Raw genomic sequence first — 25,432 nt, 5'->3', positions numbered from 1 at the left:
AGCTCGCTCCTACAGACGGTCAGTGTTTGGCAGCGTCTTTGTAGGCTTGCAGGGCCTTGAGCCGTTCGTGTTTGAGGGCTTCGCCCAGTTCGGGGCCTTTGAAACCTTGTTCGATCAGCGGTTGTACGGTAACGCCTTGTGCTGCCAGGGCCGCGCCGCGCAGATAATCCGCCTGTGGGTAAGGGCGGTTCTCCAGACCTAAACGCCCTCTGGCGTCCATTTCGCAGGCCACCACAAATTCCTCAAAACGCTGAGGGCGGCGATATACATCAAACCGCTGCAGCAACTCCAGCAATGTCGATGCCTTGAGCTCCAGGGCGCGATGACCATGGGTGTGGTACTCGCCCACCAGCAGCGCCAGTTCCTGGCAATCCCTCGGTACTTTGTAGCGTTCGTTGACGGCTTTTATCAGACGCAGCCCTTTGTGCTCGTGGGCAATGTGTCGTGGCCACTGGCTCTCGGGCGTCATCCCTTTGCCCAAGTCGTGCAGCAGGCAGGCCCAGCGCACAGTCAGCGGCTGGTGGTGCAAGGCGGCTTGTTCGAGCACGCTCAGCGTGTGCAGGCCGCTGTCGACTTCGGGGTGATGAACGGGAGGTTGTGGCACGCCAAACAGGGCGTTGACCTCTGGAAGCAGCACCTCAAGCGCGTCGCAACTGCGCAGCACTTCGATGAATACCTGTGGGTGATCTTCCATGAGTGCGCGGGAGAGTTCTTTCCAGCAACGCTCGGGCGTCAGGGCCTGCAGTTCGCCAGAGGCGGACAGTTGGCGCATGAGTTCCAGGGTCTCGGGAGCGATGCTGAAACCAAGCCCGGCATAACGGGCGGCAAAGCGGGCAACACGCAGAACTCGCAAGGGATCTTCGGCAAACGCGGGGGAAACGTGGCGCAGAATGCGTGCCTCTAAGTCTCGCTGGCCGTGGTACGGGTCGGTGATGTTGCCATCAGCGTCTTCGGCCATCGCATTGATGGTCAGGTCGCGGCGTATCAGGTCGTCTTCGAGGGTGACGTCGGGGCTGGCATGGAAGACAAAGCCACCGTAGCCATGGCCGCTTTTGCGTTCGGTTCGGGCAAGTGCATATTCTTCACCGGTTTTTGGGTGAAGAAACACCGGGAAGTCTGACCCCACCGGGCGAAACCCTTCGGCGAGCATTTGCTCGGCAGTCGCGCCTACCACCACCCAGTCGATGTCGGTGACGGGTTTGCCCAGCAAGCGGTCGCGCACTGCGCCGCCCACTTTATAGATCTTCATAAAAAGCCTCCGTTAGCGCGACAGGATAACCCGTGTGCCGCGTTAGCGGAGGCCGATGTGGTTACAGGTGGACGGCGGACAAGTCCAGACGGCCGTAGTCGTTTTCACCATGCTCGCCTTTGGGCGGTACGTGCTGCACCTTCATGATCTGGTCGCCTTGCAGGGTCTCCAGATGGATATCGAAGCCCCACAAACGGTGCAGGTGCTTGAGTACCTCGTCGGTGGAGTCACCGAGCGGTTTGCGGTCATGTTGTTGATGGCGCAAGGTCAGGGAGCGGTCGCCGCGTCGATCAATGCTCCAGATCTGCACGTTGGGTTCACGATTGCCCAGGTTGTATTGCGCCGCCAGCGTTTCGCGGATGGTGCGGTAACCGTTCTCGTCGTGAATCGCAGGCACCAGCAGGTCGTCTTTTTGATCGTCGTCCATGATGCTGAAGAGCTTGAGGTCGCGAATGACCTTGGGCGACAGGTATTGCAGGATGAAGCTCTCGTCCTTGAAGCTGCTCATGGCAAATTTGATGCTGGTCAGCCAGTCGCTGCCTGCAAGGTCCGGGAACCAGCGCCGGTCTTCTTCGGTGGGGTGCTCGCACATGCGGCGGATGTCCTGGTACATCGCAAACCCCAGTGCATAGGGGTTGATCCCGCTGTAGTACGGGCTGTCAAAGCCTGGCTGGAAGACCACGCTGGTGTGCGAGGTCAGGAACTCCATCATGAAGCCATCGGTGACCAGCCCTTCGTCATACAGGTCGTTCATCAGTGTGTAGTGCCAGAACGTGGCCCAGCCCTCGTTCATCACCTGGGTTTGGCGCTGCGGGTAAAAATACTGGGCGATTTTGCGCACAATGCGCACGACTTCGCGCTGCCAGGGCTCCAGCAGTGGCGCGTGTTTTTCAATGAAGTACAGGATGTTTTCCTGCGGCTCATCCGGGAAGCGGGCGTTGTCCTTTTCGCTGGATTTGCCCACCCCCTTGGGGATGGTGCGCCACAGGTCGTTGATTTGCTTTTGCAGGTGCTCTTCGCGGTCTTTCTGGCGACGGCGTTCTTCTTCGGCCGAAATCGGGTAGGGTCGTTTGTAGCGGTCCACCCCGTAGTTCATCAAGGCATGGCAGGAGTCGAGCAGGTCTTCGACGGCATCGATGCCGTGGCGTTCTTCGCACTGCATGATGTACTGCTTGGCGAACACCAGGTAGTCGATGATCGAGCTGGCGTCGGTCCAGGTCCGGAACAGGTAGTTGCCCTTGAAGAAGCTGTTATGCCCGTAGCATGCGTGGGCCACGACCAGGGCTTGCATGCAGATGGTGTTTTCTTCCATCAGGTAGGCGATGCACGGGTCGGAGTTGATCACGATTTCGTAGGCCAGCCCCATCTGCCCACGGCTGTAGGACTTCTCGGTACTCAAGAAGTGTTTGCCGTAGGACCAATGGTGGTAACCCAGCGGCATGCCGACGGACGCGTAGGCGTCCATCATTTGCTCAGCGGTAATTACCTCAATCTGGTTGGGGTAGGTGTCCAGCGCATAACGTTCCGCGAGGCGGCTGATTTCGCGGTCGTAAGCCTGGATCAGCTCAAAGGTCCACTCGGACCCTGTGGAAATGGGTTGGCGTTTATGCTCTTTGGCGGTCATGTGGCTAACCTGCGCTGGAAGAGTTCACGGAAGACCGGGTAGATATCGCCGGCCGAGACCAGTTGCTGTTGAGCGAACGTGTCGGGAAACGAGTCTCTGATGCGCTCGTATTCGAACCAGAGCGCCTGATGCTCGCGCGGGGTGATCTCAACGTAAGTGTAGTACTGCACGAACGGCATGATCTGGTTGACCAGGATGTCGCGGCAAATAGGTGAGTCATCGTTCCAGTTGTCACCGTCCGAGGCCTGGGCCGCGTAGATGTTCCATTCGTTGGCCGGATACCGCTCGGCCATGATCTCTTGCATCAGTTTGAGTGCGCTGGACACGATGGTGCCGCCGGTTTCCCGGGAGTAGAAGAACTCCTCTTCATCGACCTCGCGGGCGCTGGTGTGATGGCGAATGAACACCACGTCAATCTTGTCGTAGTTCCGTTTCAGGAACAGGTACAAGAGGATGAAGAAGCGCTTGGCGATGTCTTTGGTGGCCTGGGTCATGGACCCGGAAACGTCCATCAGGCAGAACATCACCGCCTTGGAGCTGGGGTTGGGTTGTTTGACCAACAGGTTGTACTTGAGGTCGAAGGTATCGAGGAACGGCACACGGTGTATCCGTGCGCTGAGTTTCTCTATTTCGGCCTCGATGTCTTTGATATCGCCGAAGTTGTCCGGTTCTTCACGTTTTAGCCGCTCAAGTTCAGCTTTGGCTTCTTTGAGTTTTGCCCGGCTGCTGCCGGACAGGGCGATGCGCCGTGCGTGGGCCGAACGCAGGGTGCGGATGATGTTGATGCGCGACGGGTTGCCTTCGTTGCTGATGCCCGCGCGCACGGTTTTGAAAGTGTCGGTGCCGGTCAGGTGGCGTTTGATCAGGTTCGGCAATTCGAGGTCTTCGAACATGAATTCGAGGAACTCTTCCTGGGTGATCTGAAAGACGAATTCGTCCATGCCCTCGCCGGAGTTGCCCGCCTTGCCAGGGCCGCCGCCCCCTCCGCCGCCTCCTTGTGGGCGCTGGATGTGTTCACCGCTGGTGAATTCCTTGTTACCGGGGTGAACCGTGGTTTGCTTGCCACCACGGCCGTGGTGAAGCACGGGCTCATCAATGTCGCGGCCCGGGATGCTGATTTGCTCGCCATGCTCCATGTCGGTGATGGAACGATGGCCTACGGCCTCTTCGACCGCCTTTTTGATGTGGTCGCGGTAACGCCGCAGGAAACGCTGACGGTTTACCGTGCTTTTATTCTTGCCATTGAGGCGTCGGTCGATCACATAGCTCATAAGGCCCTCCGGGCAGCTTCAAGTTGTCAGCTGCAAGCTGCAAGTCGAAGCACAGCGCGTGTGTTTCTTCTTGCAGCTTGAGGCTTGAGGCCTACAACTGCCTCACTGCGATTTTCTGACTCGCAGATACCACTCGGAGAGCAGTCGTACTTGTTTGTCGGTGTAGCCGCGTTCGACCATGCGGGTGACGAAGTCGTTGTGTTTTTGCTGGTCCTCTTTGCTCGCTTTGGCGTTGAAGCTGATAACCGGTAGCAAGTCCTCGGTGTTGGAGAACATTTTCTTCTCGATGACCACGCGCAGCTTCTCGTAGCTGAGCCAGGTCGGGTTTTTGCCATTGTTGTTGGCGCGGGCGCGCAGCACGAAGTTGACGATTTCATTGCGGAAATCTTTCGGGTTGCTGATACCGGCCGGCTTTTCGATTTTCTCCAGCTCTTCGTTGAGCGCTACGCGGTTGAGGATCTCGCCGGTTTCCGGGTCGCGGTACTCCTGGTCCTGAATCCAGAAATCGGCGTAGAGCACGTAGCGGTCGAAGATGTTTTGCCCGTACTCGCTGTAGGACTCCAGGTAAGCGGTCTGGATTTCCTTGCCGATGAATTCGATGTAGCGCGGTGCCAGGTATTCCTTGAGGAAGCGCAAATAACGCTCGCGGGTTTCCGCCGGGAACTGCTCTTGCTCGATCTGTTGCTCCAGCACATAGAGCAGGTGCACCGGGTTGGCAGCAATTTCGTGCGGGTCAAAGTTGAATACTTTGGAGAGGATTTTGAACGCGAAACGGGTCGACAGACCGGTCATGCCTTCATCCACGCCCGCGCTGTCGCGGTACTCCTGAATCGACTTGGCTTTCGGGTCGGTGTCTTTGAGGTTCTCGCCGTCATAGACCCGCATCTTGGAGTAGATGTTGGAGTTCTCTGGCTCTTTAAGGCGCGACAGCACAGTGAACTGCGCGAGCATTTTCAGGGTGTCCGGCGCGCAATGGGCCTTGGCCAGCGAACTGTTGAACAACAGCTTGTCGTAGATTTTGACTTCGTCGCTGACGCGCAGGCAGTACGGGACTTTGACGATGTAAATCCGGTCGATGAACGCTTCGTTGTTCTTGTTGTTGCGGAAGGTGTGCCACTCCGATTCGTTGGAGTGAGCCAGCAGGATGCCGTTGAACGGAATCGCGCCCAGCCCTTCGGTACTGTTGTAGTTGCCCTCTTGAGTGGCAGTGAGCAGGGGGTGGAGCACCTTGATCGGTGCCTTGAACATCTCGACGAATTCCATCAGGCCCTGGTTGGCCCGGCACAGTGCGCCCGAGTAGCTGTAGGCGTCGGCGTCGTTTTGCGGGAATTCTTCGAGTTTGCGGATATCGACCTTACCGACGAGGGCCGAAATGTCCTGGTTGTTCTCGTCACCGGGCTCGGTTTTGGCCACGCCGATCTGATTGAGGATCGAAGGGTAGAGTTTAACCACGCGGAACTGGCTGATATCACCACCGAATTCGGCCAGGCGTTTAGTCGCCCAAGGCGACATGATGGTGTTCAGGTAGCGTTTTTGGATGCCGAAGTCTTCTTCAAGAATCGCGCCGTCTTCGGTCGCGTTGAACAGCCCCAGCGGTGACTCAAAGACGGGTGAGCCCTTGATCGCATAGAACGGGACCTTCTCGATCAGTTCTTTGAGCTTTTCAGCCAGCGAAGACTTGCCGCCGCCCACCGGGCCGAGCAGGTAGAGAATTTGTTTTTTCTCTTCCAGGCCCTGCGCGGCATGGCGGAAGTAGGACACGATCTGGTCAATGCACTCTTCCATTCCGTGGAAGTCGGCAAAGGCCGGATAGCGGCGAATCACTTTGTTCGAAAAAATGCGCGACAGGCGGGAATTGGTTGAGGTGTCCAGTAGTTCCGGTTCACCGATGGCCATCAGCAGCCGTTCGGCAGCTGAGGCGTAAGCGCTTTTGTCTTGTTTGCACAGCTCAAGGTATTCCTGGAGCGTTAGCTCTTCTTGGCGTGTGGATTCAAAGCGTTGTTGGAAGTGGCTAAAAATACTCATGACGTCACCTCGCTCGATACGTGGAGCCGGCGATTGATCGGTCAGTTCGAGTGCTGGCATGCAGCAACGTTGCAGTTGCCGTGTACCCCCCAGGACACCATCAAGGGGCTTAACCCCTTGAAGTTACTACTGATGATCCATACACCGGTGTACCGGCTCTCCCCAGATTCGGATGGCCTGCGCTTAAGGATAGTTGGTAATCGGGGAGGTCAAGAAGAGATGCGCGAATAGTTGGCGCGACCGTTGGTCTGCAAGAGCGCCAGCCCGCTCAGGACGCGGGCTTGGGCGGATGAAAATATTTTTCGGGCTACTTATTGGGACGTTTCTGCGGGGTAGGTGGTGCGCCACAGTTCGAAGCCGCCATCGAGGCTGTAAACGTCAGAAAACCCTTGGCTGATCAGGTAAGCCGCTGCGCTTTGGCTGGAGTTGCCGTGGTAGCAGGTGACGATCAGCGGGGCGTCGAGGTCGGCTGCGCGGATGAAGTCAGCGATCGACTGGTTGTCCAGATGCTGTGAGCCGGTGATATGCAGGGCGGCATAGGTGGGCTGGTCGCGGATGTCGACGACTACCGCGCCTTTTTCGCGCAGGGCTTGGGCTTCTTGTGGGGGAATGCGTTTGAATTCAGTCATGGGAGTTTCCTTTAGCCAGGCAGCGCGTGCGAATCAGGGCGCGAGCGGCGGTTGCGAAGAGGGGGTTGGAGGGCAAAGCAGTTGAGGGGCCGGGTGCCCCTGCTCGTCACAGTCGCAGCTCAGGCGCTGGCCGGTATCGACATTGAGCAAGGTCATCGCACCGCCCCAGACGCAGCCGGTATCGAGTGCGAACACGCCAGGCTCAGAGCATTGGCCTTCAAGTGCCGCCCAGTGGCCAAAGATGATCTTGGTGTCCCGGGTTTTGCGTTCTTTGTAGCTGAACCATGGCGCAAAGCCCGGCGGCGCGGTGCCCAGACCTTCTTTGCTCTTGAGGTCGAGTTTGCCGTCGCGGGTGCAAAAGCGCATGCGGGTGAAGTAGTTGGTGATGACCCGCAGGCGGGTGATGCCGGTGAGGTCGCTGTCCCACTTGGCTGGATCGTTGCCGTACATGCCGTCAAGGAATGGCTTGATGAGGCTGTCATCGCGCAAGGCGTGTTCAACTTCTCCGGCGTATTTGAGGGCTTTTTTCAGTGACCACTGCGGCGGTATCCCGGCGTGCACCAGCGCCGTATTGCGCTCGGCGTCGTAGTGCAGCAGCGGTTGCTGTCGCAGCCAGGTGAGCAGGTCATTGCAATCGGGCGCTTGCAGGATGTCGCGCAGCGTATCGCCCTTTTTCAGGCGTTCGATGTTGTAGGCAACCGCCAGCAGGTGCAGGTCGTGATTGCCCAGCACGCACACCACAGATTCGCGCATACGGTAGAGAAAGCGCAGGGTTTCGAGTGATTCCGGGCCGCGGTTGATCAGGTCGCCCACCAGCCACAGTTTATCGTTGGCCGGGTCGAAGGCCACTTGCTCCAGCAGGCACTTGAGGGGCTGCAAGCACCCTTGCAGGTCACCCACGGCATAGACCGCCATCAGTGAAGCGCTCCGGGTACGGCCAGGCGGAAGGGCTTGATGATGGCTTTGAACTGATGGCCGTCATTTGCCTGCATCAGGTAGCTGCCCTGCATGGTGCCCACTGTGGTGGTGAGCACCGAACCGCTGCTGTACGTGTGCTGCTCGCCGGGCTCGATCAATGGCTGTTGCCCGACCACTCCGGCTCCGCGCACTTCTTCGACATGCCCGTCGCCATCGGTAATCACCCAATGCCGGGACAGCAGTTTAGCCGCCACGGTGCCTGTGTTGCTTACTGTAATGGTGTAGGCAAAGGCGTAGCGCTGATGCTCGGGTTGAGATTGTTCTGGCAGGTAACGCGTGACGACGCTGACGTCGATCACATAGCGGGGCTCATGCATGCGAGAGGCCTTACTGAAAAGCGCAGACAACGTTCGGAATAAAACAGCTGCCTGAGTCTAGGCTAGAGGGCGGGTGCCCGGCCAGAGGCTATGTCTGGTCCGGGCACCGTTTTTTCTCAGTAATCAGTCAGCAACGGGCGCGTTAGCCGCTTTTTCGCTGAGTGTGTCGGCCAGGCGCACGAAAGCGGCGAGGTCGAGTTGCTCCGGGCGCAAGCTGCCATCGACGCCGGCGGCTTCGATTTCGTCGTTGCTGAGCAAGGCTTTTAGGGTGTTACGCAGCGTTTTGCGGCGCTGGTTGAAAGCCTCACGTACCACGCGCTCCAGCAGGCGATGATCCTTGGCCGGGTGTGGCAGTACGTCGTGTGGCACCAGGCGGACAATCGCCGAGTCGACTTTTGGTGGCGGGTTGAAGGCGCCAGGGCCGACGTTGAACAGGTGTTCGACGCGGCAGTGGTACTGAACCATGATCGACAGACGACCCCAGTCTCCGCCGCCAGGCCCTGCGGCCATGCGCTCAACCACTTCTTTTTGCAGCATGAAGTGCATGTCGCGGATCAGCTCGGCGTTTTTCAGCAGGTGAAAAATCAGCGGCGTGGAGATGTTATACGGCAGGTTACCGACGACACGCAGCGTGCGTGGAGCAGCATTGAGGGTTGCGAAGTCAAACTTCAGCGCGTCGCCCTGGTGCAGGTTGAAGTTGCTCATGCCGGCAAATTGCTGATTCAGGATCGGGATCAGGTCTTTGTCCAGCTCGACAACGTCCAGTTGCCCGCCGCTGCTCAGGATGCCTTGGGTCAATGCGCCCTGGCCCGGACCAATCTCCAGCAGGCGGTCGCCCGACTTGGCATTGATCGCGCGCAGGATGCGGTCGATAACGCCCGCATCGTGCAAGAAGTTTTGGCCAAAGCGCTTACGCGCCTTGTGTTGGTATTGCTCGGTCATAGTTGTGTCTCGGCCATCTGATAGGCGGTTTCCAGGGCGACTTGCAGACTGCCAGTGTCGATCTTGCCGCTGCCTGCCAGATCCAGGGCGGTGCCATGGTCGACAGACGTGCGGATGATCGGCAAGCCCAAGGTGATGTTGACGGCGGCGCCAAACCCTTTGTACTTGAGCACGGGCAGGCCTTGGTCGTGGTACATCGCCAGCACTGCATCGCAGTGCTCCAGATATTTGGGGGTAAACAGAGTGTCGGCAGGCAATGGGCCGCGCAGGTCCATGCCTTCGCTTCGCAGACGCTCCAGGGTGGGTTCGATGATGTCGATTTCTTCAAAGCCCAAGTGGCCGCCTTCACCGGCGTGGGGGTTGAGCCCGCACACCAGGATGCGTGGTTGGGCGATGCCGAACTTGTGTTGCAGGTCGGCATGCAGAATTCGGGTTACCCGGGTTATGCGCTCAGGTGTGATTGCATCGGCCACCTGACGCAGCGGCAGGTGAGTGGTCACCAGCGCGACGCGAAGCCCGCGCGTGGCAAGCATCATCACGACTTGCTCGGTGTGGGTCAGGTCTGCCAGAAATTCGGTGTGGCCAGAAAACGCGATGCCGCCTTCGTTAATCACGCCTTTGTGCACGGGCGCGGTGATCATGCCTGCAAAGTCGCCTGCAACACAGCCAAGGGCTGCACGGGTCAGGGTTTGAAGGACGAACGGGGCGTTGGCTTTGTTCAATGTGCCTGCGGTGACAGGAGCATTGAGCGGCGTGTCCCAGACATAGAGGCTGCCTGCAGGTGCCGGTTGGTCGGGCCAGTTGTCCGGGCTGACGGGCAGCAAACTGACAGCCACGCCCAGTTGCGCGGCCCGCTCGTGGAGCAGGTCGCGGCTGGTAATGGCAATCAGGGGATGTGGCTGGCGTTGCGAGGCGAGAAGCAGGCACAGGTCGGGACCTATGCCTGCCGGCTCGCCGGGTGTCAGTGCAAAACGCTGTGTTTTCACTGTGCTGGGTCTGCGCTCTCTGCCTGGTTGGTTGCGCCAGGGAGTTTGATTTCTACGTAGGCTTCGTCACGGATCTGACGCAGCCAGCTTTGCAGCTCTTCGTCGTACTTGCGGTTACGCAAGGCGTTCATGGCTTGCTGCTCGCGGGCTTGGGTGGTGCTGTCAGTGGAGCGACGGCCCAATACTTCCAGAACATGCCAGCCGTATTGAGTACGGAATGGCTTGGACAGGACGCCTTGCGGGGTTTCGGCCATGACTTCACGGAACTCCGGCACCAGCGCGTTCGGGTCGATCCAGTTCAGGTCGCCGCCGTTAAGGGCTGAACCTGGGTCTTCCGAATAGGTTTTGGCCAGGGTGGCAAAGTCTTCGCCCGACTGAATGCGGTCGTAGATTTTTTGTGCCAGTTCCTTGGTTTGCGCTTCAGTGCGGATTTCGCTTGGCTTGATCAGGATGTGACGAACATGAACTTCGTCGACCATCACGGTCTGGCCGCCGCGCTTGTCGAGCAGCTTGAGAATGATAAAGCCGCCAGGCGTGCGGACCGGAGGCGTAATGTCACCTGTCGGCATGCTGCTCAGCATACGATCGAACGGAGGTGGCAACTGGCCCGCTTTACGCCAGCCCATGTCGCCGCCATCCAGTGCGGTGTCGCTGCCGGAGCGGGCGATCGCCAGTTGGGCAAAGTCAGCACCTTGCTTGAGTTGCTTGTAGAGATCTTCAGCCTTCTGGGCCGCCGCCTGGACTTCACTTGAGCTTGCGCTGTCAGACGTCGGGACCAGAATGTTGGCCAGGTGGTATTCCTCGGACAATTGCGCCTTGCCCAGGTCAGAGGCGAGGAAGTTTTTTACTTCCTGATCAGTCACCTGAATACGCTCGGCCACACGGCGTTGACGTACACGGCTGATGATCATTTCGCGGCGAACCTGCTCGCGCGCATCGTCATAGGACAGGCCGTCGTGGGCCAACGCCTGACGGAACTGATCCAGGGTCATGTTATTGCGCTGGGCAATGGTGCCGATGGCCTGGTTCAGTTCTTCGTCAGAGATACGAATGCCCGAACGCTCGCCGATCTGCAGTTGCAGGTTTTCGACAATCAGACGCTCAAGCACTTGTTGGTCCAGCACGCTGGCAGGGGGGACACCCTGCCCGCGCTTGGCGATGGTTTGCTGAACTTCGTGGACACGCTGGTCCAGCTGGCTCTGCATGATCACGTCGTTATCGACGATGGCCACCACCTTATCAAGGGGCTGAACTGCAGCGTGTGCCGCCGCAGTACCCAGGAACAATGCGCCCAATACTAGGGGGCGCAGACACTCAGAAAGCTTGATCTTCACGTTCACGATAACCTTGGATGCCTTTGTCGAGGAAGCTCTCTACTTTGGCGCCTGTAACGCCGCCGAGACCTTTCAGCACAATTTGAAGGAAGATCCCATGGTCGCCCTTTTCGTTTTGCGGGGCTTCTTGGGTGTATTCGTCGTTGGAAACCCAGTAGCGGCTGATCAGGCGCATTTTCCAGCAACAGTTGTCGTATTCAAAGCCACCGAAGGCTTCCAGGGTACGGTTGCGGTTGTAATCGTACTGCCAGCGGCTGATGACGCTCCATTGCGGCACGAGCGGCCAGATCACCGAGAAGTCGTGCTGCTGGATTTTGTAGTAATCCTTGATGTAACCGTCCTGCCCAGGAGACAGGTAGTCACCGCCGAATTGCCACTTACCGGTGTACTGGTTGTACACCACTTGGTCGTTGCGATAGCGATAGCCCAGGTTGACCACCTTGTTCGGGTTGTCTTCTGGCTGGTAATGCATCATTGCGCTGCCAGAGCGTGGGCTACGGGTTTCCGGGTCCCAGTTGTAGTCAGCGGTTGCACGCCAGTCGCGGTTGAAGCGGTAAGCGTATTCCAGTGCGTACGGGGAGACGTTCGATGTCGAGTCGTCACGATTATCATCGATGCCCGGCAACTGAACTTTGCGGTCCTTGAAGTAATACGCCTGGCCAATGCTGACGCGTTGACGCTCGAAGCCGTTTTCTTCGATCCAGCGGCTGGTCAGGCCCAGCGACAGTTTGTTTTCGTCGCCGATGCGGTCAGTGCCGGTGAAGCGGTTGTCACGCCACAGCGAGGAATAGCTGAAGGTACTTTCGCTGGTGTCGAAAACAGGGATGTTTTCCTGGTTGCGCTCAGGCACATACAGGTAGAACGCCCGTGGTTCCAGGGTCTGGCGGTAGTTGGTGCCGAACCAGTTGGTGTTGCGGTCGAAGTACAGGCCGCTGTCAACGCTGGCGATCGGTACGCTGCGGCTGACAGAGCTGTCGAACTTGTCGCCATCCGTGACCATTTGCGTTTTGCCGGTGCCATCAAGATCAAGATCGTACTGGGTATACGCGTACTTGAGGGTCGGGGTCACGTAGCCGTAGCTCGAGGTCATCGGCAGCGACATGGCCGGTGCGAGGTTCAGACGTGTGCCGTTGGCGCGCGCCAGGCCTGTTACGTTTCTGTCCAGACGCGGCGTGGTGACGCCGTATTCGTCGGTATAGGTGCCGTTTTCCAGGTCGCGCTCAAACCGCACCAGTTCGGTGTTGTAAGAGAAGTTCACGCCACCCGGGTGATACGGCAGGCCACCATTGAAGGTGAGCTGTGGCATCTGGTTGTACGGCGTGACCTGGGTCACGGTCGCCAACTGGTAAGCGTGCACGTTCAGCTTGGCGGTGAAGTCATCGCCACGGTAGCTGACAGCTGCTTGCTGGTTCAGGTAGTCACGGCTTTCGACGCCAACCTGATCACTTTGCAGATCCTGGAAGTAGTACGGATCGCTGATCTTGGTGTAGTCAACTTCGGTCAGCACGCGCGAATCAAGCCCGCCCTTGTGCTGCCAGTTGTACATGTAGCGGGTTTTTTCGTAGTCGGTCTGCCGCTTGCGATCGTCGTTGTCGTCGTTGAGGTACGCGGCACCGAACTGTCCTTCGCTGGACTCGGTCAGGTAGCGGAACTCACCTTCCATCAACAGACCGCGCTTGGTCATGTAGCGCGGGTACAACGTGGCATCGTAGTTGGGTGCCAGGTTGAAGTAGTACGGGGTCACGAGCGTAAAGCCGGTGTCGGAGCTGCTGCTGAAGGACGGCGGCAGGAAACCGGACTGACGGCGATCGTCGATCGGGAAGTAAATGTACGGGGTGTAAAGGACTGGAATGTCTTTAACCCGCAGTGTCACGTTGGTTGCGGTACCGAAACCGGTGGCCGGGTTCAACGTGATGTTGTTGCCTTTGAGCTGCCAGGCGTTGCTGTTCGGTTCGCACGTGGTGTACGTACCGTCCTTGAGGCGGATGATCGCGTCTTCGGCACGTTTGGCGTACAGCGCGCTGCCGCGAATACGCGACTTGTGCAACACGTACTCGGCGTTGTCGACCTTGGCGGCACCGGTGTCCAGCTGCACATCGGCGTGGTCGCCAACCAGCAGTGCACCGTTGTCACGCAGACGCACATTGCCGCTCAACTCGCCACGGCTCTCGGCCTGGTACAAGTTGGCTTCATCAGCCTCGACCTGCATGCTGCCCTGGCGCATGACCACATCACCGGCCAGGGTCGCGATTTGCTCTTCCTGCTGGTAGCGGGAAGCTTTGGCGCCAATGAAGGTCGGCGAATCGCTTTTGCTGGTGGTGTCGCGCATGCCGGGACGCGTAGGCTCGATATAGGCGCCAGAGCAATACGGGCCGGTTTCAGCCAGTTGCGCCGGCGTGAGCTTGTCACGCGGGACCCAGTCAAGGTGGCTGTAGTCAGCACTGCGCGCCTTGAGGCCACGACCTTTGGCGGATGTCACCAGCGGGGTTTGCTCACCTTGCTCGCCCGACTCACCATTGGCTTGCGCCACGGTGCCGTTGTGCGATGGGCGTGGTGGCAATTGCGCAGTATTTGCTTTCGGCGCGCAATCCCAGCCACCCGAAGCCGATGCGGAACAGTCATACTGCTCCTCGGCAAATACGAATGGCACGGCTAGAGGTTGCATGGCCAGCAGACTGCCAGTTACCAGCAACGGAAATTTTTTACGAAACGCGGGGGATTTCAATGCCATCTTATTAGTCCGGGCTTCCTGCGTGCCATCAGCCCGCGGTGGGGGGACCGCACGCCTATCGATGGTCTGGAAAAGATTCTGGATAATAAAGCATGACCCGCTTGACGGCTAGCGCCGTCGGAGACCCTTGTAATGCCTGACCAAGATGTACGCTTGCAACACCTGAATGTTTGGCTTGATGAACAGTTGGACACCTTGTTCGAGAACGAGGGGTGGGGTCCCGTGCCCCCGGCCACATTGACTGCGGCCAGCAGTGACGCGAGTTTCCGACGCTACTTCCGATGGGAGGGCGAGGGCCGCAGTTTTATCGTGATGGACGCTCCGCCGCCTCAGGAAAACTGCCAACCTTTCGTCGAAATCGCAGATTTATTGCGTACCAGTTGGATAAATGTTCCAAAAATTTACGCTCAAGACCTGGAGCGCGGGTTCCTTTTGCTCAACGATCTGGGCAATAAAACCTTTTTGGATGTGATCAACAGCAGCAACGCCGATGAATTGTTCAAGGACGCCATCGAAGCCTTGCTGGCCTTCCAGCAATTGCCGATGACGGCCCCTTTGCCCAGCTATGACGTGGCTTTGCTGCGCCGTGAGCTTGAACTGTTCCCTGAGTGGTACGTGCGCCGGCATTTGGGCGTCGAGTTCACCGAACAACAATTGGCGGCCTGGCAGCGTGTCAGCACGCTGTTGATCGACAGCGCACTGGCGCAGCCCCAAGTGCTGGTGCACCGCGACTTTATGCCGCGCAACCTGATGCTCAGTATTCCTAACCCCGGCGTGCTGGATTTTCAGGATGCCGTGTATGGCCCGGTGACCTATGACATCACCTGCCTGTTCAAGGATGCGTTCCTCAGTTGGCCCGAAGAGCGCGTGCGCGCCTGGCTGGAAGACTACTGGAAGCTGGCCTTGCCGCTGGGTATTCCGGTGGGTGCCAATTTTGAAGAGTTCTTGCGGGCCAGCGATTTGATGGGCGTGCAGCGCCACTTGAAAGTGATCGGTATCTTTGCCCGTATCTGCCACCGTGATGGCAAACCCCGCTACCTGGCCGACGTGCCGCGCTTCTTCTCTTATATAGAAGCGGTATTGGCACGTCGCCCTGAACTGGCTGAGCTGGGTGAGTTGTTCGCCAGCCTGCGCCTTTCGGCCGAGACCCCTGCATGAAAGCGATGATTTTGGCTGCGGGCAAAGGCGAACGCCTGCGCCCGTTAACCCTGCACACGCCTAAACCGTTGATTCGCGCAGGCGGCGTGGCATTAATCGAGTACCACCTGCGCGCGCTGGCAGCGGCAGGTTTTACCGAAATCGTGATCAATCACGCCTGGCTCGGCCAGCAGATCGAAGACCACCTGGGCGATGGCGCACGCTTTGGTGTGAGCATTCAGTACTCCGCCGAAGGCGAGCCGCTGGAAACCGGTGGAGGCATTTTTAAAGCCTTGCCGCTGTTGGGCGATAAACCTTTTGTCGTGGTTAACGGCGACATCTGGACCGATTACGACTTCGCCGGGTTGCGCCAACCGCTGGCCGGGCAAGCGCATTTAGTGCTGGTGGACAACCCGGTGCATCATCCCGGCGGTGATTTCTCGCTGAGCGATGGTCACGTGCAGGACGCGCTGCCCGGCGCCGACACGCTGACGTACAGCGGGATTGCGGTCTTGAGCCCGACGCTGTTTGACGGCTCGACAGCGGGGGCATTCAAGCTGGCTCCTTTGCTGCGCACCGCCATGGCTGCAGGTGCAGTTACAGGCGAGCGCTTGCAGGGGCAGTGGGTGGATGTCGGCACACATGAACGGTTGGCAGAGGTTGAGTTGTTGATTAAGGGCAAACACTAAGATGCTGTGGCCAGGGACTCTGATCGGAGCCGGGGCTGGCTTTTTTATCGCCAGCATTCCGGGGGCCATGCTTGGCGCTTTGTTGGGGCAGGCCCTGGACCGGCGCTTGCAACTTCACAGTTGGGCGCAATTGCGTGAGCGTCTGGGCGGCCGCCCGGCCTTGCGCAATGATGAACTGCTGTTTGTGTTACTCGGTCGGCTGGCCAAAAGCGGCGGGCGGGTTGTGGATAAACATATCGAACAGGCGCGCCAGGAAATGCTCCAGCTCGACATGAACCCGGCCGCGCAGCAGCGTGCGATTGCCGCGTTCAACCGGGGCAAGTCCGGGCATGACTCGTTACGCGGTTATCTGCTGCGCTTGCGGGCTCAGCCTGCGGCGGCCGAAGGCGTGCTGCGGGCCTGTTGGCGAATGATTGTGGCGGACGGACGGGTAGACCCCAAAGAGCGAAAACTGATTTTCCAGTGGGGCCGCTGGTTGGGCTGGACCCCGCAGCAAGTGCAACTGCTGGGGGCCGATCACGAGCCGCAGAAAAAAACGCCCGCAACCCGGGGCGGCACGTACCAGCAGGCGCTTGCCTTGCTCGGCGTGACCGCCAGCACCGATCCCGAGCACATCAAACGGGCTTACCGGCGTTTGCTCAGCCGTCACCACCCGGACAAAGTCGCGGGCGCCGGTGCAACCCCGGCGCAGGTGCGTGAGGCCACCGATAAAACCCGCGAGCTGCATCACGCGTATGCGTTGATCCGTGAGTACCGCGGTTTTCGTTAGTCCGGCTTGTCCACTGCCTTCGGGCTGAGCCAGCCGCGAATCCTGCGCAACAGTTGTTCCTGTTCAGCCTCGCGATTGCCGGCAATGGTGTCCAGGCCCACCTGGTTGAAATTTGAGCGATCCATGCGTTTGCTGGCGTGTAGCCGTTGCAAAGCGGCTTTGCGCATAAGCGGTTTGTCTTTGTAGAACACATCCAGAAGCTCAACCGAGAGCGCCGGGGCCAATACATTGATATCGGGCTCGACCTGAGCCGGTGATTGCGCTGCTACCAGAATGAGCTTTTGCACCTGCTTGGGCTGCTTTTCGTTCAGGTAGCGCGTTGCCCAATAAGCCCCTGTGCCGTGCCCGAGCAGCACAATACTGCGCATGTGTTGCTGTTGAGCGAAGGCAATGGCCGCGTCGATGCGGGCGAAAATACGCTCGGCGTCAGCGTTGGTCAGCGCTTCCAGGGTTTGCTCGGGTTGCAGCTCGGTGTCCGGGTTCTCGGTACCGACACTGGCGGCCTGCTCGATGGGTTTGGCTGTGGTGCTGGCCTCTTTACTGCTACTGTTCGGCGCGGGCTCTGTAGGGATTTTCTCTGGTTCGGCCGCGCGCGGTTGGCTGGCTTCGCTGCGCAGGTCGGGCAAGCTCAGGCTCAGGCTGGCCCAGTTGGCGTCTGGCAGTTTGTTGCGCAATGGGCCTACAACCCGTGGCCAGTCGGCGTTTTCACCGGCGCCGGGGACGATCACCACTACGCCGCTGGGGTCGCTGCTGTTGGCCGGTTTCCAGAGCGCCAGAAAAGTGTCCTGCGCGTCTTGCAGTTGTTGCTGCTCAGCGGCCGGCACTTGTCGCTCAAGCGCAGCGGCGTCTTCCTGGCTGCGTTCAGGCAAGGGTTGACGCACCACGGGTGCGGGTTGCGCGGGTGTGGTGTCGGGAGCTGGCTCGGCCGCCAGTACCGGTAAGGCAGATGACAGGTACAACGCCGCCAACGCCAGGCGCAAAGAAGACATAAGTAATTCCAGGCCAGAAGTTATCCCGGCAGCGTAATGGGTGTGAGTGTTGCGATGAAGCGTTTTTGCTATGTGTTGGTTATCGGCTGGTTGTGGCTGCCCTTGATGGGGCACGCGGCGACTATCCCGGCTGCGCAATTAAGTCCCGAGCAACAGCAATGGCTGGCGCAGCATAAAGCGATGCGGGTCGGCCTGGTGTTGCAGGCGCCTTATGCCACGTTTGACCAACGCTTGCAGCAGTTGTCCGGGGCCAATGTTGAGCTGATGAAATGGCTGGCGCAGAGCCTGGATATTGACCTGACCTGGCGCACCTACCCGGACCTTGAACAGTTGGAGAAGGCCGCGCGTGAGGGGCAAATCGACATCGCGCCGGGGCTTAAGCAAACCCCGGCCGGGCTGCGCGTGTGGATTTTTTCTGACCCTTATATGCGGGTCCCGCAATTGTTGGTCGGTGAACGCAATGGCTCAGGTTCAGTAGACCTTGATCGCATCGACAGCAAAACCCGTGTCGCCGTGCGGATGCCCGGTGCGACGGCAGATTTTTTGCGTTCCAGTTATCCGGGGCTCAATCTGCAAGGCGTGCCACTGGAGCGTCAGGCCCTGCAACTCTTGCTGAGTCAGCAAGCCACCTATGCGGTGATTGATGAAGCGCAACTGGCACGGCTTTCTGCCGAGCCTGAGTTCACCGCTTTGGCGGTGGTTGGCGACATTGGCTTGCCGCAGCTTTTGCGGGTGGGTACGCGTCGGGACTTGCCCGAGTTGGCCGGCATCGTGGAGCGCGGGCTCCATGCGATACCAGCACGGGATATGGAGCAACTGCACACGCTTTGGTTGCAGCCCAAGTTCGCGCGCTCAACCCACTCCCCCGGCTTCTGGCAAAACCTCGTGCTGTTGTTCGCGGCGCTGATGTTGGCCAGCATGGCCATTGTGGTGTGGCAGCGCCGCCAGCAGAGTGTTCTGGAGCAGGCGCTGTTAAAAGCCCGCGAAGACCTCGCCGAGGGGGCCGCCAGCGCCGAGGCCCTGCGCCTGACGCAGTTTTCTATCGATAAAAGCCCGGTGGGAATTTTATGGGTTAACTGGGACAGCCATATTCGGTACGCCAATCTGGCGGCCGAAAACATGCTGGGGTATTCGCCGGGCGCGGTGCTCGACCGGTCACTGAGTGATTTTGAGCCGGGCCTGGACATGGACCGCTGGTTGGGCTTGTGGCGCCGCGCGCGGGGTAACGAGGACACGGCGCAGCGCATGGAAGCGATTTGCGTGCGGGCTGATGGCAGCGAGTTCCCGGCTGACGTGACCTTGAGCTTTCTGCGCTTTAAACAGGCCGAATACCTGGTGGTTTACCTGCATGACATCACCGAGCGCCGCCGTGTGCAGGCCGCGTTGCAAGAAAGCGATGCGCGCCTGCAAGGCATTGCAGCCAATGTGCCGGGGCTGGTATTTCGACTGGAGCGCTCGTTGCTGACGGGCGAACTGGACTTCCCTTACATCAGTGAAGGCAGCGAGAGCCTGGTGGGGTTTTCTCCGGCAACCTTACGCCGACATGACGTTGGCCTGCGCAGCCTCGTGCACCCGGATGACAGAGCTGATTACCATCGGGTGCAGGACGTAGCCATAGACAGTGACAGTGACTGGTCGTGGCAAGGGCGGATTCTGACCCGTGAAGGGCTGCAACGCTGGGCCGAGATCAAAGCCATGACCCGCCGTCTTGAAGACGGTACGGTGGTCTGGGACGGAATTGTCTGGGACATCAGCGAGAGCAAGCGCATCGAGCTGGAGCTGGATAGCTCGCGCGGTCAGCTTCGTGAGTTGTCAGCGCACCTGGAGAGCGTTCGCGAGGAGGAAAAGGCGCGAATAGCCCGCGAGGTTCATGACGAGCTGGGGCAAATGCTCACGGTGCTTAAACTCGAAACCTCAATGTGTGAGCTGGCCTATGCGGACCTTGATCCGGGGTTGCGCGAGCGGCTCAATAGCATGAAAAAACTCATCGCCCAGTTGTTCCAGCTCGTGCGTGATGTGGCCACGGCCTTGCGCCCGCCGATTCTGGATGCCGGGATCAGCTCGGCGATTGAGTGGCAGGCCCGTCGTTTTGAAGCACGCTCGCATATCCCGTGTCTGGTACAAGTCCCTGAACAACTGCCGCCGTTGAGTGCGGCCAAGGAAGTGGGCCTGTTCCGGATTTTGCAGGAAGCCCTGACCAACGTGCTGCGCCACGCCGATGCGCAAACGGTTGAGTTGACCTTGAGTGTCGAGGGTCGGGAGTTGTGCCTGACCATCAGTGATGATGGCCGGGGCTTTGAACCGTCGGCCGGGCGCTCGACCTCCTTCGGCCTGGTGGGCATGCGCGAGCGCGTCCTGATGCTTGGCGGCACCTTGGACCTGCACAGCGAACCGGGCGAGGGCACTACCCTGGCGGTGCGCGTGCCATTGACTCAACGTCAGCCAGACCCAAGTGACTCTGAATAAGGAAGGACCTGTGATTCGTGTACTGGTAGCAGAAGATCACACCATCGTGCGTGAAGGCATCAAGCAATTGATCGGCCTGGCGAAAGACTTGTTGGTGGTGGGCGAGGCGAGCAATGGTGAGCAGTTGCTTGAAACCTTGCGCCACGTGCCGTGTGAAGTGGTGCTGCTGGATATTTCCATGCCGGGGGTGAATGGGCTGGAGGCTATCCCGCGGATTCGTGCGTTGAACAACCCGCCGGTTATTTTGGTGTTGTCGATGCACGACGAAGCGCAAATGGCGGCCCGTGCCTTGAAGTTTGGCGCGGCGGGCTATGCCACTAAAGACAGCGACCCGGCACTGCTGTTGACCGCCATTCGCAAGGTGGCCGCGGGCGGGCGCTATATCGACCCGGAGCTGGCAGATCGCATGGTGTTTGAGGTGGGGCTGACGGATGAGCGGCCGCTGCACGCGTTGTTGTCCGAGCGCGAGTTTTCGGTGTTTGAGCGCCTGGCCCAGGGCGCGAACGTCAACGACATTGCCCAGCAACTGGCGCTGAGCAGCAAGACCATCAGCACCCATAAAGCGCGGCTGATGCAGAAGCTCAACGTCACTTCGCTGGCGGAGTTGGTGAAGTATGCGATGGAGCATAAGTTGATCTGAACCGTATGGATTGCCGAAGGCTGCGATCTTTTAAGATCAAAAGATCGCAGCCTTCGGCAGCTCCTACGGGGTGGAGGTGAGGGAGTGCATATCTGTTTGCGACAGTTTTGTGACGGCTCTCAACGTAGTCGTTGGGCTGGGTGGCAGGGGGCGTTCTGTTTGCGACATCGCTATAGGGCAATCCCTACAAAAAGCCTTCCAGCCTGCTGATGTAAATCTCTCCTGCGCCCCGATTTCTGTGGGCTGGCACCTTCTTTAGTCTTGGACTACAGCAGTCCAAAACAAAAGGTGCGGTTATGAGTGAGGTCGGTGCAAGCGCTGGGGCGAGTGATGTATTGGTCAGCTTCCGTGGCGTGCAAAAGAGCTATGACGGCGAAAACCTGATCGTCAAAGATCTTAATCTGGATATTCGCAAAGGCGAGTTTCTGACCTTGCTCGGACCGTCCGGTTCGGGCAAAACCACCAGTCTGATGATGCTGGCCGGCTTTGAAACGCCGACCGCAGGCGAGATTTTGCTGGCCGGGCGGGCCATCAATAATGTGCCGCCGCACAAGCGCGACATCGGCATGGTGTTTCAGAACTACGCCTTGTTCCCGCACATGACGGTGGCCGAAAACCTCGGGTTTCCGTTGACGGTGCGCGGCCTTAACCGCACCGATGTCAGCGAGCGGGTGAAAAAAGTCCTCAGCATGGTCCAGCTCGAAGCGTTTGCGCAGCGTTATCCGGCGCAATTGTCGGGTGGCCAGCAGCAGCGTGTTGCCCTGGCGCGGGCGCTGGTGTTCGAACCGCAGTTGGTCCTGATGGACGAACCATTGGGCGCACTGGACAAACAACTGCGTGAACACATGCAGATGGAGATCAAGCACCTGCACCAACGCCTGGGCGTGACTGTGGTGTACGTGACCCACGACCAGGGCGAAGCGCTGACGATGTCCGACCGGGTGGCGGTCTTCCATCAGGGCGAGATCCAGCAAATTGCCCCGCCGCGTACCCTCTACGAAGAACCCAAAAACACCTTTGTGGCCAACTTTATTGGTGAGAACAACCGCCTCAGCGGCCGTCTGCACAGCCAGGACGGGGAGCGCTGCGTGGTCGAGTTGAGCCGTGGCGAGAAGGTGCAGGCGCTGGCCGTGAATGTGGGCCGCACGGGCGATCCGGTGACGCTGTCGATTCGTCCCGAGCGCATCACCCTCAAGGACGCGAGCGAGTCCTGCGCCAACCGTTTCTCGGGGCGTGTCGAAGAATTTATCTATCTGGGCGACCACGTCCGGGTTCGTCTGGAAGTCTGCGGCAAGACCGATTTCTTTGTGAAACAGCCGATTGCCGAGCTGGACCCCACCCTGGCCGTCGGCGACGTCGTGCCGCTGGGCTGGCAAGTCGAACATGTACGTGCGCTGGACCCTGTATTAGAGGCGAATTGATCGCCCGGTTTCACCCACCCTGCACAGCGGAGAACACACAATGCACAAGACTTTAAAGTTAACGGCTCTGAGCCTCGGCCTGATGTTTGCGGGCAGTGCGCTGGCCGCGACTGACCTGACCGTGGTGTCGTTTGGCGGCGCGAACAAGGCGGCGCAGGTCAAAGCGTTTTACCAGCCGTGGGAAACCAAGGGCGACGGCAAAATCATCGCCGGTGAGTACAACGGTGAAATGGCCAAGATCAAGGCCATGGTCGACACCAAAAGCATCTCTTGGGACCTGGTAGAAGTGGAGTCGCCAGAACTGGCCCGCGGTTGCGATGAAGACATGTTTGAAGCGCTGGACCCTGCACTGTTTGGCAACCCGGACCAGTACGTAAAAGGCGCAATCCAGACCTGCGGCGCGGGCTTCTTCGTGTGGTCAACGGTATTGGCTTACAACGCAGACAAACTGAAAACCGCACCGACCAGCTGGGCGGATTTCTGGGACACGCAGAAATTCCCGGGCAAACGCGGTCTGCGTAAAGGCGCCAAATACACCCTCGAATTTGCCTTGATGGCCGACGGCGTGGCGCCGAAAGACGTGTACACCGTGCTGGCGAGCAAGGACGGGCAGAACCGCGCTTTCAAAAAGCTCGATGAGCTCAAGCCTTTTATCCAATGGTGGGAAGCGGGCGCTCAGCCGCCGCAGTACCTGGCCTCTGGCGACGTGGTCATGAGCTCGGCGTACAACGGCCGGATCGCGGCGGTACAGAAAGAAAGCAATCTGAAGATCGTCTGGAATGGCGGCATCTATGACTTCGATGCATGGGCCATCCCTAAAGGCCTGAGCAAGGCTAAAGCCGACGTGGCGAAGAAGTTCATGGCCTTCACCTTGCAGCCGCAACAGCAGAGCCTCTACTCGCAAAACATTGCGTACGGCCCGGCGAACAAAGAAGCCATGCCTTTGCTGCCTAAAGACGTGCAGGAAGACATGCCGACCGCCCCGCAAAACATCGTTAACCAGGTGCAAATCGACGTCAGCTTCTGGGCTGATAACGGTGAGCAACTGGAGCAGCGTTTCAACGCCTGGGCTGCCAAGTAAGCACTACGCAACGGCGGCGTGGCTGATCTGGCCACGCCGCCATCGTTTAAAGATTTCCGGAGTTCGCCATGGCCATCGCCGTTCCCCTGAACGAGGTCTCCAACACGTCGTTGAAAAAACGCCTAAAGCGTGCCGAACGGGTTAATCGCTGGAAAGCGCAGGCCCTGATCGCACCGTTGGTTATTTTCTTGTTGCTGGTGTTCCTGGTGCCCATCGCGGCCCTGCTCTACAAAAGTGTCGGTAACCCGGAAGTGGTAGAGGGTTTGCCGCGTACAGTGGTGGCTGTGCACAGCTGGGACGGTAAGGGCTTGCCCGCTGAGCCGGTGTACCAGGCGTTGAGCGAAGACTTGGCCGAAGCCCGCAAGAATCAAGTGCTGGGTGATTTGTCCAAGCGTCTGAACATGGAATTGGCCGGCTACCGCAGCCTGCTGATGAAAACCGCCAAGGGCCTGCCGTTCAAGGCGCAGCCGGCGTCTTACAAAGACGCGATGGAAGGCCTGGACGAGCGTTGGGGCGACCCGGCTTATTGGCAGGCGATCAAGCGCAACACCTCAAGCGTTACCCCGTTTTACCTGTTGGCCTCGGTTGATCACCGTATCGACGACTTGGGCGAAATAGCCCCGGCCACCCCGGATCAGTCGATCTATCTGGACATTTTTGCGCGTACGTTCTGGATGGGTTTTGTCATCACCTGCATCTGCCTGGTGCTGGCGTATCCGCTGGCCTACCTGTTGGCCAACTTGCCAGCACGCAAAAGCAACCTGTTGATGATTCTGGTGCTGTTGCCGTTCTGGACCTCGGTGCTGGTTCGGGTCGCCGCCTGGATTGTCTTGTTGCAATCTGGTGGCCTGATCAATAGCGGGCTGATGAGCCTGGGCATTATTGATAAGCCGCTGGAGCTGGTGTTCAACCGGACCGGTGTCTACATCGCGATGGTGCACATCTTGTTGCCGTTCATGATTTTGCCGATCTACAGCGTGATGAAAGGCATTTCTCCGACCTATATGCGCGCAGCGATCTCACTCGGTTGCCACCCGTTTGCCAGTTTCTGGCGAGTGTATTTCCCACAGACCTATGCCGGTGTGGGCGCGGGTTGCTTGCTGGTGTTCATCATTGCGATTGGCTACTACATCACCCCGGCCTTGCTGGGCAGCCCGAACGATCAAATGGTCAGCTACTTCGTGGCGTTTTACACCAACACCAGCATCAACTGGGGCATGGCGACGGCACTGGGCGGCCTGCTGCTGTTGGCGACCGTGGTGCTTTATCTGATTTACAACTGGCTGGTAGGCGCAAGCCGCCTGCGCTTGAGCTAAGGAGATCGCCATGCTGAGTCCTTATATGTCGCCCATTGAGCGGGTGTGGTTTTACAGCTTGCGCATTCTGTGTGGGTTGATCCTGTTGTTTCTTATTTTGCCGGTGCTGGTGATCATCCCGTTGTCGTTCAACTCGGGCAGTTTTCTGGTGTATCCGTTGCAGGGCTTTTCGCTGCACTGGTACCAGGATTTCTTTGGCTCGGCGGAGTGGATGCGGGCCTTGAAAAACAGCGTGATCGTGGCGCCTGCCGCGACGGTGCTGGCCATGGTGTTTGGTACGTTGGCGGCCATTGGCCTGACCCGGGGGCACTTCCCGGGCAAGGCGCTGGTGATGGCCTTGGTCATCTCGCCGATGGTGGTGCCGGTGGTGATTATCGGTGTGGCCAGTTACCTGTTCTTTGCGCCGCTGGGCCTGGGTAACAGCTACTTTTCGTTGATCGTGGTGCACGCGGTGTTGGGCGTGCCGTTTGTGATCATCACCGTGTCAGCGACTTTGCAGGGCTTCAACCAGAACCTGGTGCGTGCTGCGGCCAGCCTGGGGGCTTCGCCGCTGACGGCGTTCCGCCGGGTGACCTTGCCACTGATTGCGCCGGGGGTGATTTCGGGGGCGTTGTTTGCCTTTGCGACCTCGTTTGATGAAGTGGTCGTGACCCTGTTTTTGGCCGGGCCCGAACAAGCGACCTTGCCACGGCAGATGTTCAGCGGCATCCGCGAAAACCTCAGCCCGACCATTGCCGCTGCGGCGACCTTGTTGATTGCCTTCTCGGTGGTGTTGTTGCTGACCCTGGAGTGGTTGCGCGGGCGCAGCGAAAAAATGCGCACGGCCCAGGCGTAAGGG

General features: G+C 59.0%; 21 protein-coding genes. 9 read left to right on the top strand and 12 right to left on the bottom strand.

Features of this window, described 5'->3' with window-relative positions:
• Positions 1-19 precede the first annotated feature (19 nt).
• The 11 genes from QMX84_RS06750 to QMX84_RS06700 form a co-directional block, all read right to left on the bottom strand.
• A complete protein-coding gene (locus QMX84_RS06750; protein WP_282363444.1) occupies positions 20-1,249 on the bottom strand; it encodes a multifunctional CCA addition/repair protein in 1,230 nt (409 codons plus the stop codon).
• A 61-nt stretch (positions 1,250-1,310) separates the two neighbouring features.
• A complete protein-coding gene (locus QMX84_RS06745; RefSeq protein ID WP_048372235.1) occupies positions 1,311-2,873 on the bottom strand; it encodes a SpoVR family protein in 1,563 nt (520 codons plus the stop codon).
• The gene (locus QMX84_RS06740) at positions 2,870-4,144 is read right to left on the bottom strand and encodes a YeaH/YhbH family protein (RefSeq protein WP_048372234.1); all 1,275 of its coding nucleotides are present in this window, start codon (positions 4,142-4,144) and stop codon (positions 2,870-2,872) included. Before QMX84_RS06740 ends, QMX84_RS06745 begins: the two co-directional genes overlap by 4 nt.
• Before the next feature lie 102 nt (positions 4,145-4,246).
• Positions 4,247-6,169: a PrkA family serine protein kinase gene (locus tag QMX84_RS06735; protein WP_048372233.1), complete on the bottom strand. Its 1,923-nt coding sequence runs from the start codon at positions 6,167-6,169 to the stop codon at positions 4,247-4,249.
• Between the two features lie 311 nt (positions 6,170-6,480).
• Entirely contained in the window at positions 6,481-6,798 is a 318-nt protein-coding gene (gene glpE / locus QMX84_RS06730; RefSeq protein WP_048372231.1) for a thiosulfate sulfurtransferase GlpE, read from the bottom strand.
• Positions 6,799-6,831: 33 nt separating this feature from the next.
• Positions 6,832-7,713, bottom strand: coding sequence for a symmetrical bis(5'-nucleosyl)-tetraphosphatase (locus QMX84_RS06725; RefSeq protein ID WP_153367682.1), 882 nt, complete (start codon positions 7,711-7,713; stop codon positions 6,832-6,834).
• Entirely contained in the window at positions 7,713-8,093 is a 381-nt protein-coding gene (gene apaG / locus QMX84_RS06720) for a Co2+/Mg2+ efflux protein ApaG (protein WP_048372227.1), read from the bottom strand. The genes QMX84_RS06725 and apaG overlap by 1 nt, the downstream gene beginning before the upstream one ends.
• A gap of 123 nt (positions 8,094-8,216) precedes the next feature.
• Complete coding sequence (gene rsmA / locus QMX84_RS06715; RefSeq protein WP_048372225.1) at positions 8,217-9,035, bottom strand: 16S rRNA (adenine(1518)-N(6)/adenine(1519)-N(6))-dimethyltransferase RsmA; 819 nt, start codon at positions 9,033-9,035, stop codon at positions 8,217-8,219.
• Entirely contained in the window at positions 9,032-10,021 is a 990-nt protein-coding gene (gene pdxA / locus QMX84_RS06710; protein WP_282363443.1) for a 4-hydroxythreonine-4-phosphate dehydrogenase PdxA, read from the bottom strand. Before pdxA ends, rsmA begins: the two co-directional genes overlap by 4 nt.
• Positions 10,018-11,355: a peptidylprolyl isomerase SurA gene (gene surA, locus QMX84_RS06705; protein WP_262124247.1), complete on the bottom strand. Its 1,338-nt coding sequence runs from the start codon at positions 11,353-11,355 to the stop codon at positions 10,018-10,020. Before surA ends, pdxA begins: the two co-directional genes overlap by 4 nt.
• Positions 11,336-14,086, bottom strand: a complete 2,751-nt coding sequence (locus QMX84_RS06700) for an LPS-assembly protein LptD (protein WP_282363442.1) — start codon at positions 14,084-14,086, stop codon at positions 11,336-11,338. Before QMX84_RS06700 ends, surA begins: the two co-directional genes overlap by 20 nt.
• A gap of 132 nt (positions 14,087-14,218) precedes the next feature.
• Here QMX84_RS06700 and QMX84_RS06695 point away from each other — a divergent pair, with 132 nt between their 5' ends.
• Genes QMX84_RS06695 through QMX84_RS06685 form a run of 3 tightly spaced genes read left to right on the top strand, consistent with a single transcriptional unit; the run spans position 14,219 to position 16,681 of the window.
• A complete protein-coding gene (locus tag QMX84_RS06695) occupies positions 14,219-15,244 on the top strand; it encodes a phosphotransferase (protein ID WP_262124251.1) in 1,026 nt (341 codons plus the stop codon).
• Positions 15,241-15,912 (top strand): N-acetylmuramate alpha-1-phosphate uridylyltransferase MurU, encoded by a 672-nt coding sequence (gene murU, locus QMX84_RS06690; RefSeq protein ID WP_282363441.1) that lies wholly within the window; start codon positions 15,241-15,243, stop codon positions 15,910-15,912. The genes QMX84_RS06695 and murU overlap by 4 nt, the downstream gene beginning before the upstream one ends.
• A 1-nt stretch (position 15,913) precedes the next feature.
• Positions 15,914-16,681, top strand: a complete 768-nt coding sequence (locus QMX84_RS06685; RefSeq protein WP_282363440.1) for a TerB family tellurite resistance protein — start codon at positions 15,914-15,916, stop codon at positions 16,679-16,681.
• On the opposite strand, the gene QMX84_RS06680 is transcribed toward QMX84_RS06685, so the two are convergent.
• Positions 16,678-17,670, bottom strand: coding sequence for an alpha/beta hydrolase family protein (locus QMX84_RS06680; protein WP_282363439.1), 993 nt, complete (start codon positions 17,668-17,670; stop codon positions 16,678-16,680). The two genes, QMX84_RS06685 and QMX84_RS06680, sit on opposite strands and share 4 nt — an antisense overlap.
• 54 nt (positions 17,671-17,724) lie before the next feature.
• On the opposite strand from QMX84_RS06680, the gene QMX84_RS06675 reads away from it, so the two are divergent.
• The 6 genes from QMX84_RS06675 to QMX84_RS06650 all read left to right on the top strand — a co-directional run bounded on the left by QMX84_RS06675 (position 17,725) and on the right by QMX84_RS06650 (position 25,429).
• Positions 17,725-20,136, top strand: coding sequence for a sensor histidine kinase (locus QMX84_RS06675; protein WP_282363438.1), 2,412 nt, complete (start codon positions 17,725-17,727; stop codon positions 20,134-20,136).
• 10 nt (positions 20,137-20,146) lie between these two features.
• Positions 20,147-20,776: a response regulator transcription factor gene (locus QMX84_RS06670; RefSeq protein ID WP_048372210.1), complete on the top strand. Its 630-nt coding sequence runs from the start codon at positions 20,147-20,149 to the stop codon at positions 20,774-20,776.
• A gap of 296 nt (positions 20,777-21,072) precedes the next feature.
• Complete coding sequence (locus tag QMX84_RS06665) at positions 21,073-22,197, top strand: ABC transporter ATP-binding protein (protein WP_048389627.1); 1,125 nt, start codon at positions 21,073-21,075, stop codon at positions 22,195-22,197.
• A 40-nt stretch (positions 22,198-22,237) separates the two neighbouring features.
• Positions 22,238-23,278 (top strand): ABC transporter substrate-binding protein, encoded by a 1,041-nt coding sequence (locus QMX84_RS06660; protein ID WP_048372207.1) that lies wholly within the window; start codon positions 22,238-22,240, stop codon positions 23,276-23,278.
• A gap of 68 nt (positions 23,279-23,346) precedes the next feature.
• Positions 23,347-24,594, top strand: a complete 1,248-nt coding sequence (locus QMX84_RS06655) for an ABC transporter permease (protein WP_048372205.1) — start codon at positions 23,347-23,349, stop codon at positions 24,592-24,594.
• A 10-nt stretch (positions 24,595-24,604) separates the two neighbouring features.
• Positions 24,605-25,429, top strand: coding sequence for an ABC transporter permease (locus tag QMX84_RS06650; RefSeq protein ID WP_048372203.1), 825 nt, complete (start codon positions 24,605-24,607; stop codon positions 25,427-25,429).
• The last annotated feature ends 3 nt before the right edge of the window (positions 25,430-25,432 follow it).

Source organism: Pseudomonas sp. PS01297 (genome assembly GCF_029959305.1).
In the GTDB taxonomy this organism is placed as follows: Bacteria; Pseudomonadota; Gammaproteobacteria; order Pseudomonadales; family Pseudomonadaceae; genus Aquipseudomonas; species Aquipseudomonas helleri.
The sequence above is the reverse complement of the archived record's forward strand: the minus strand, read 5'-3'. Positions and strand labels throughout refer to the sequence as shown.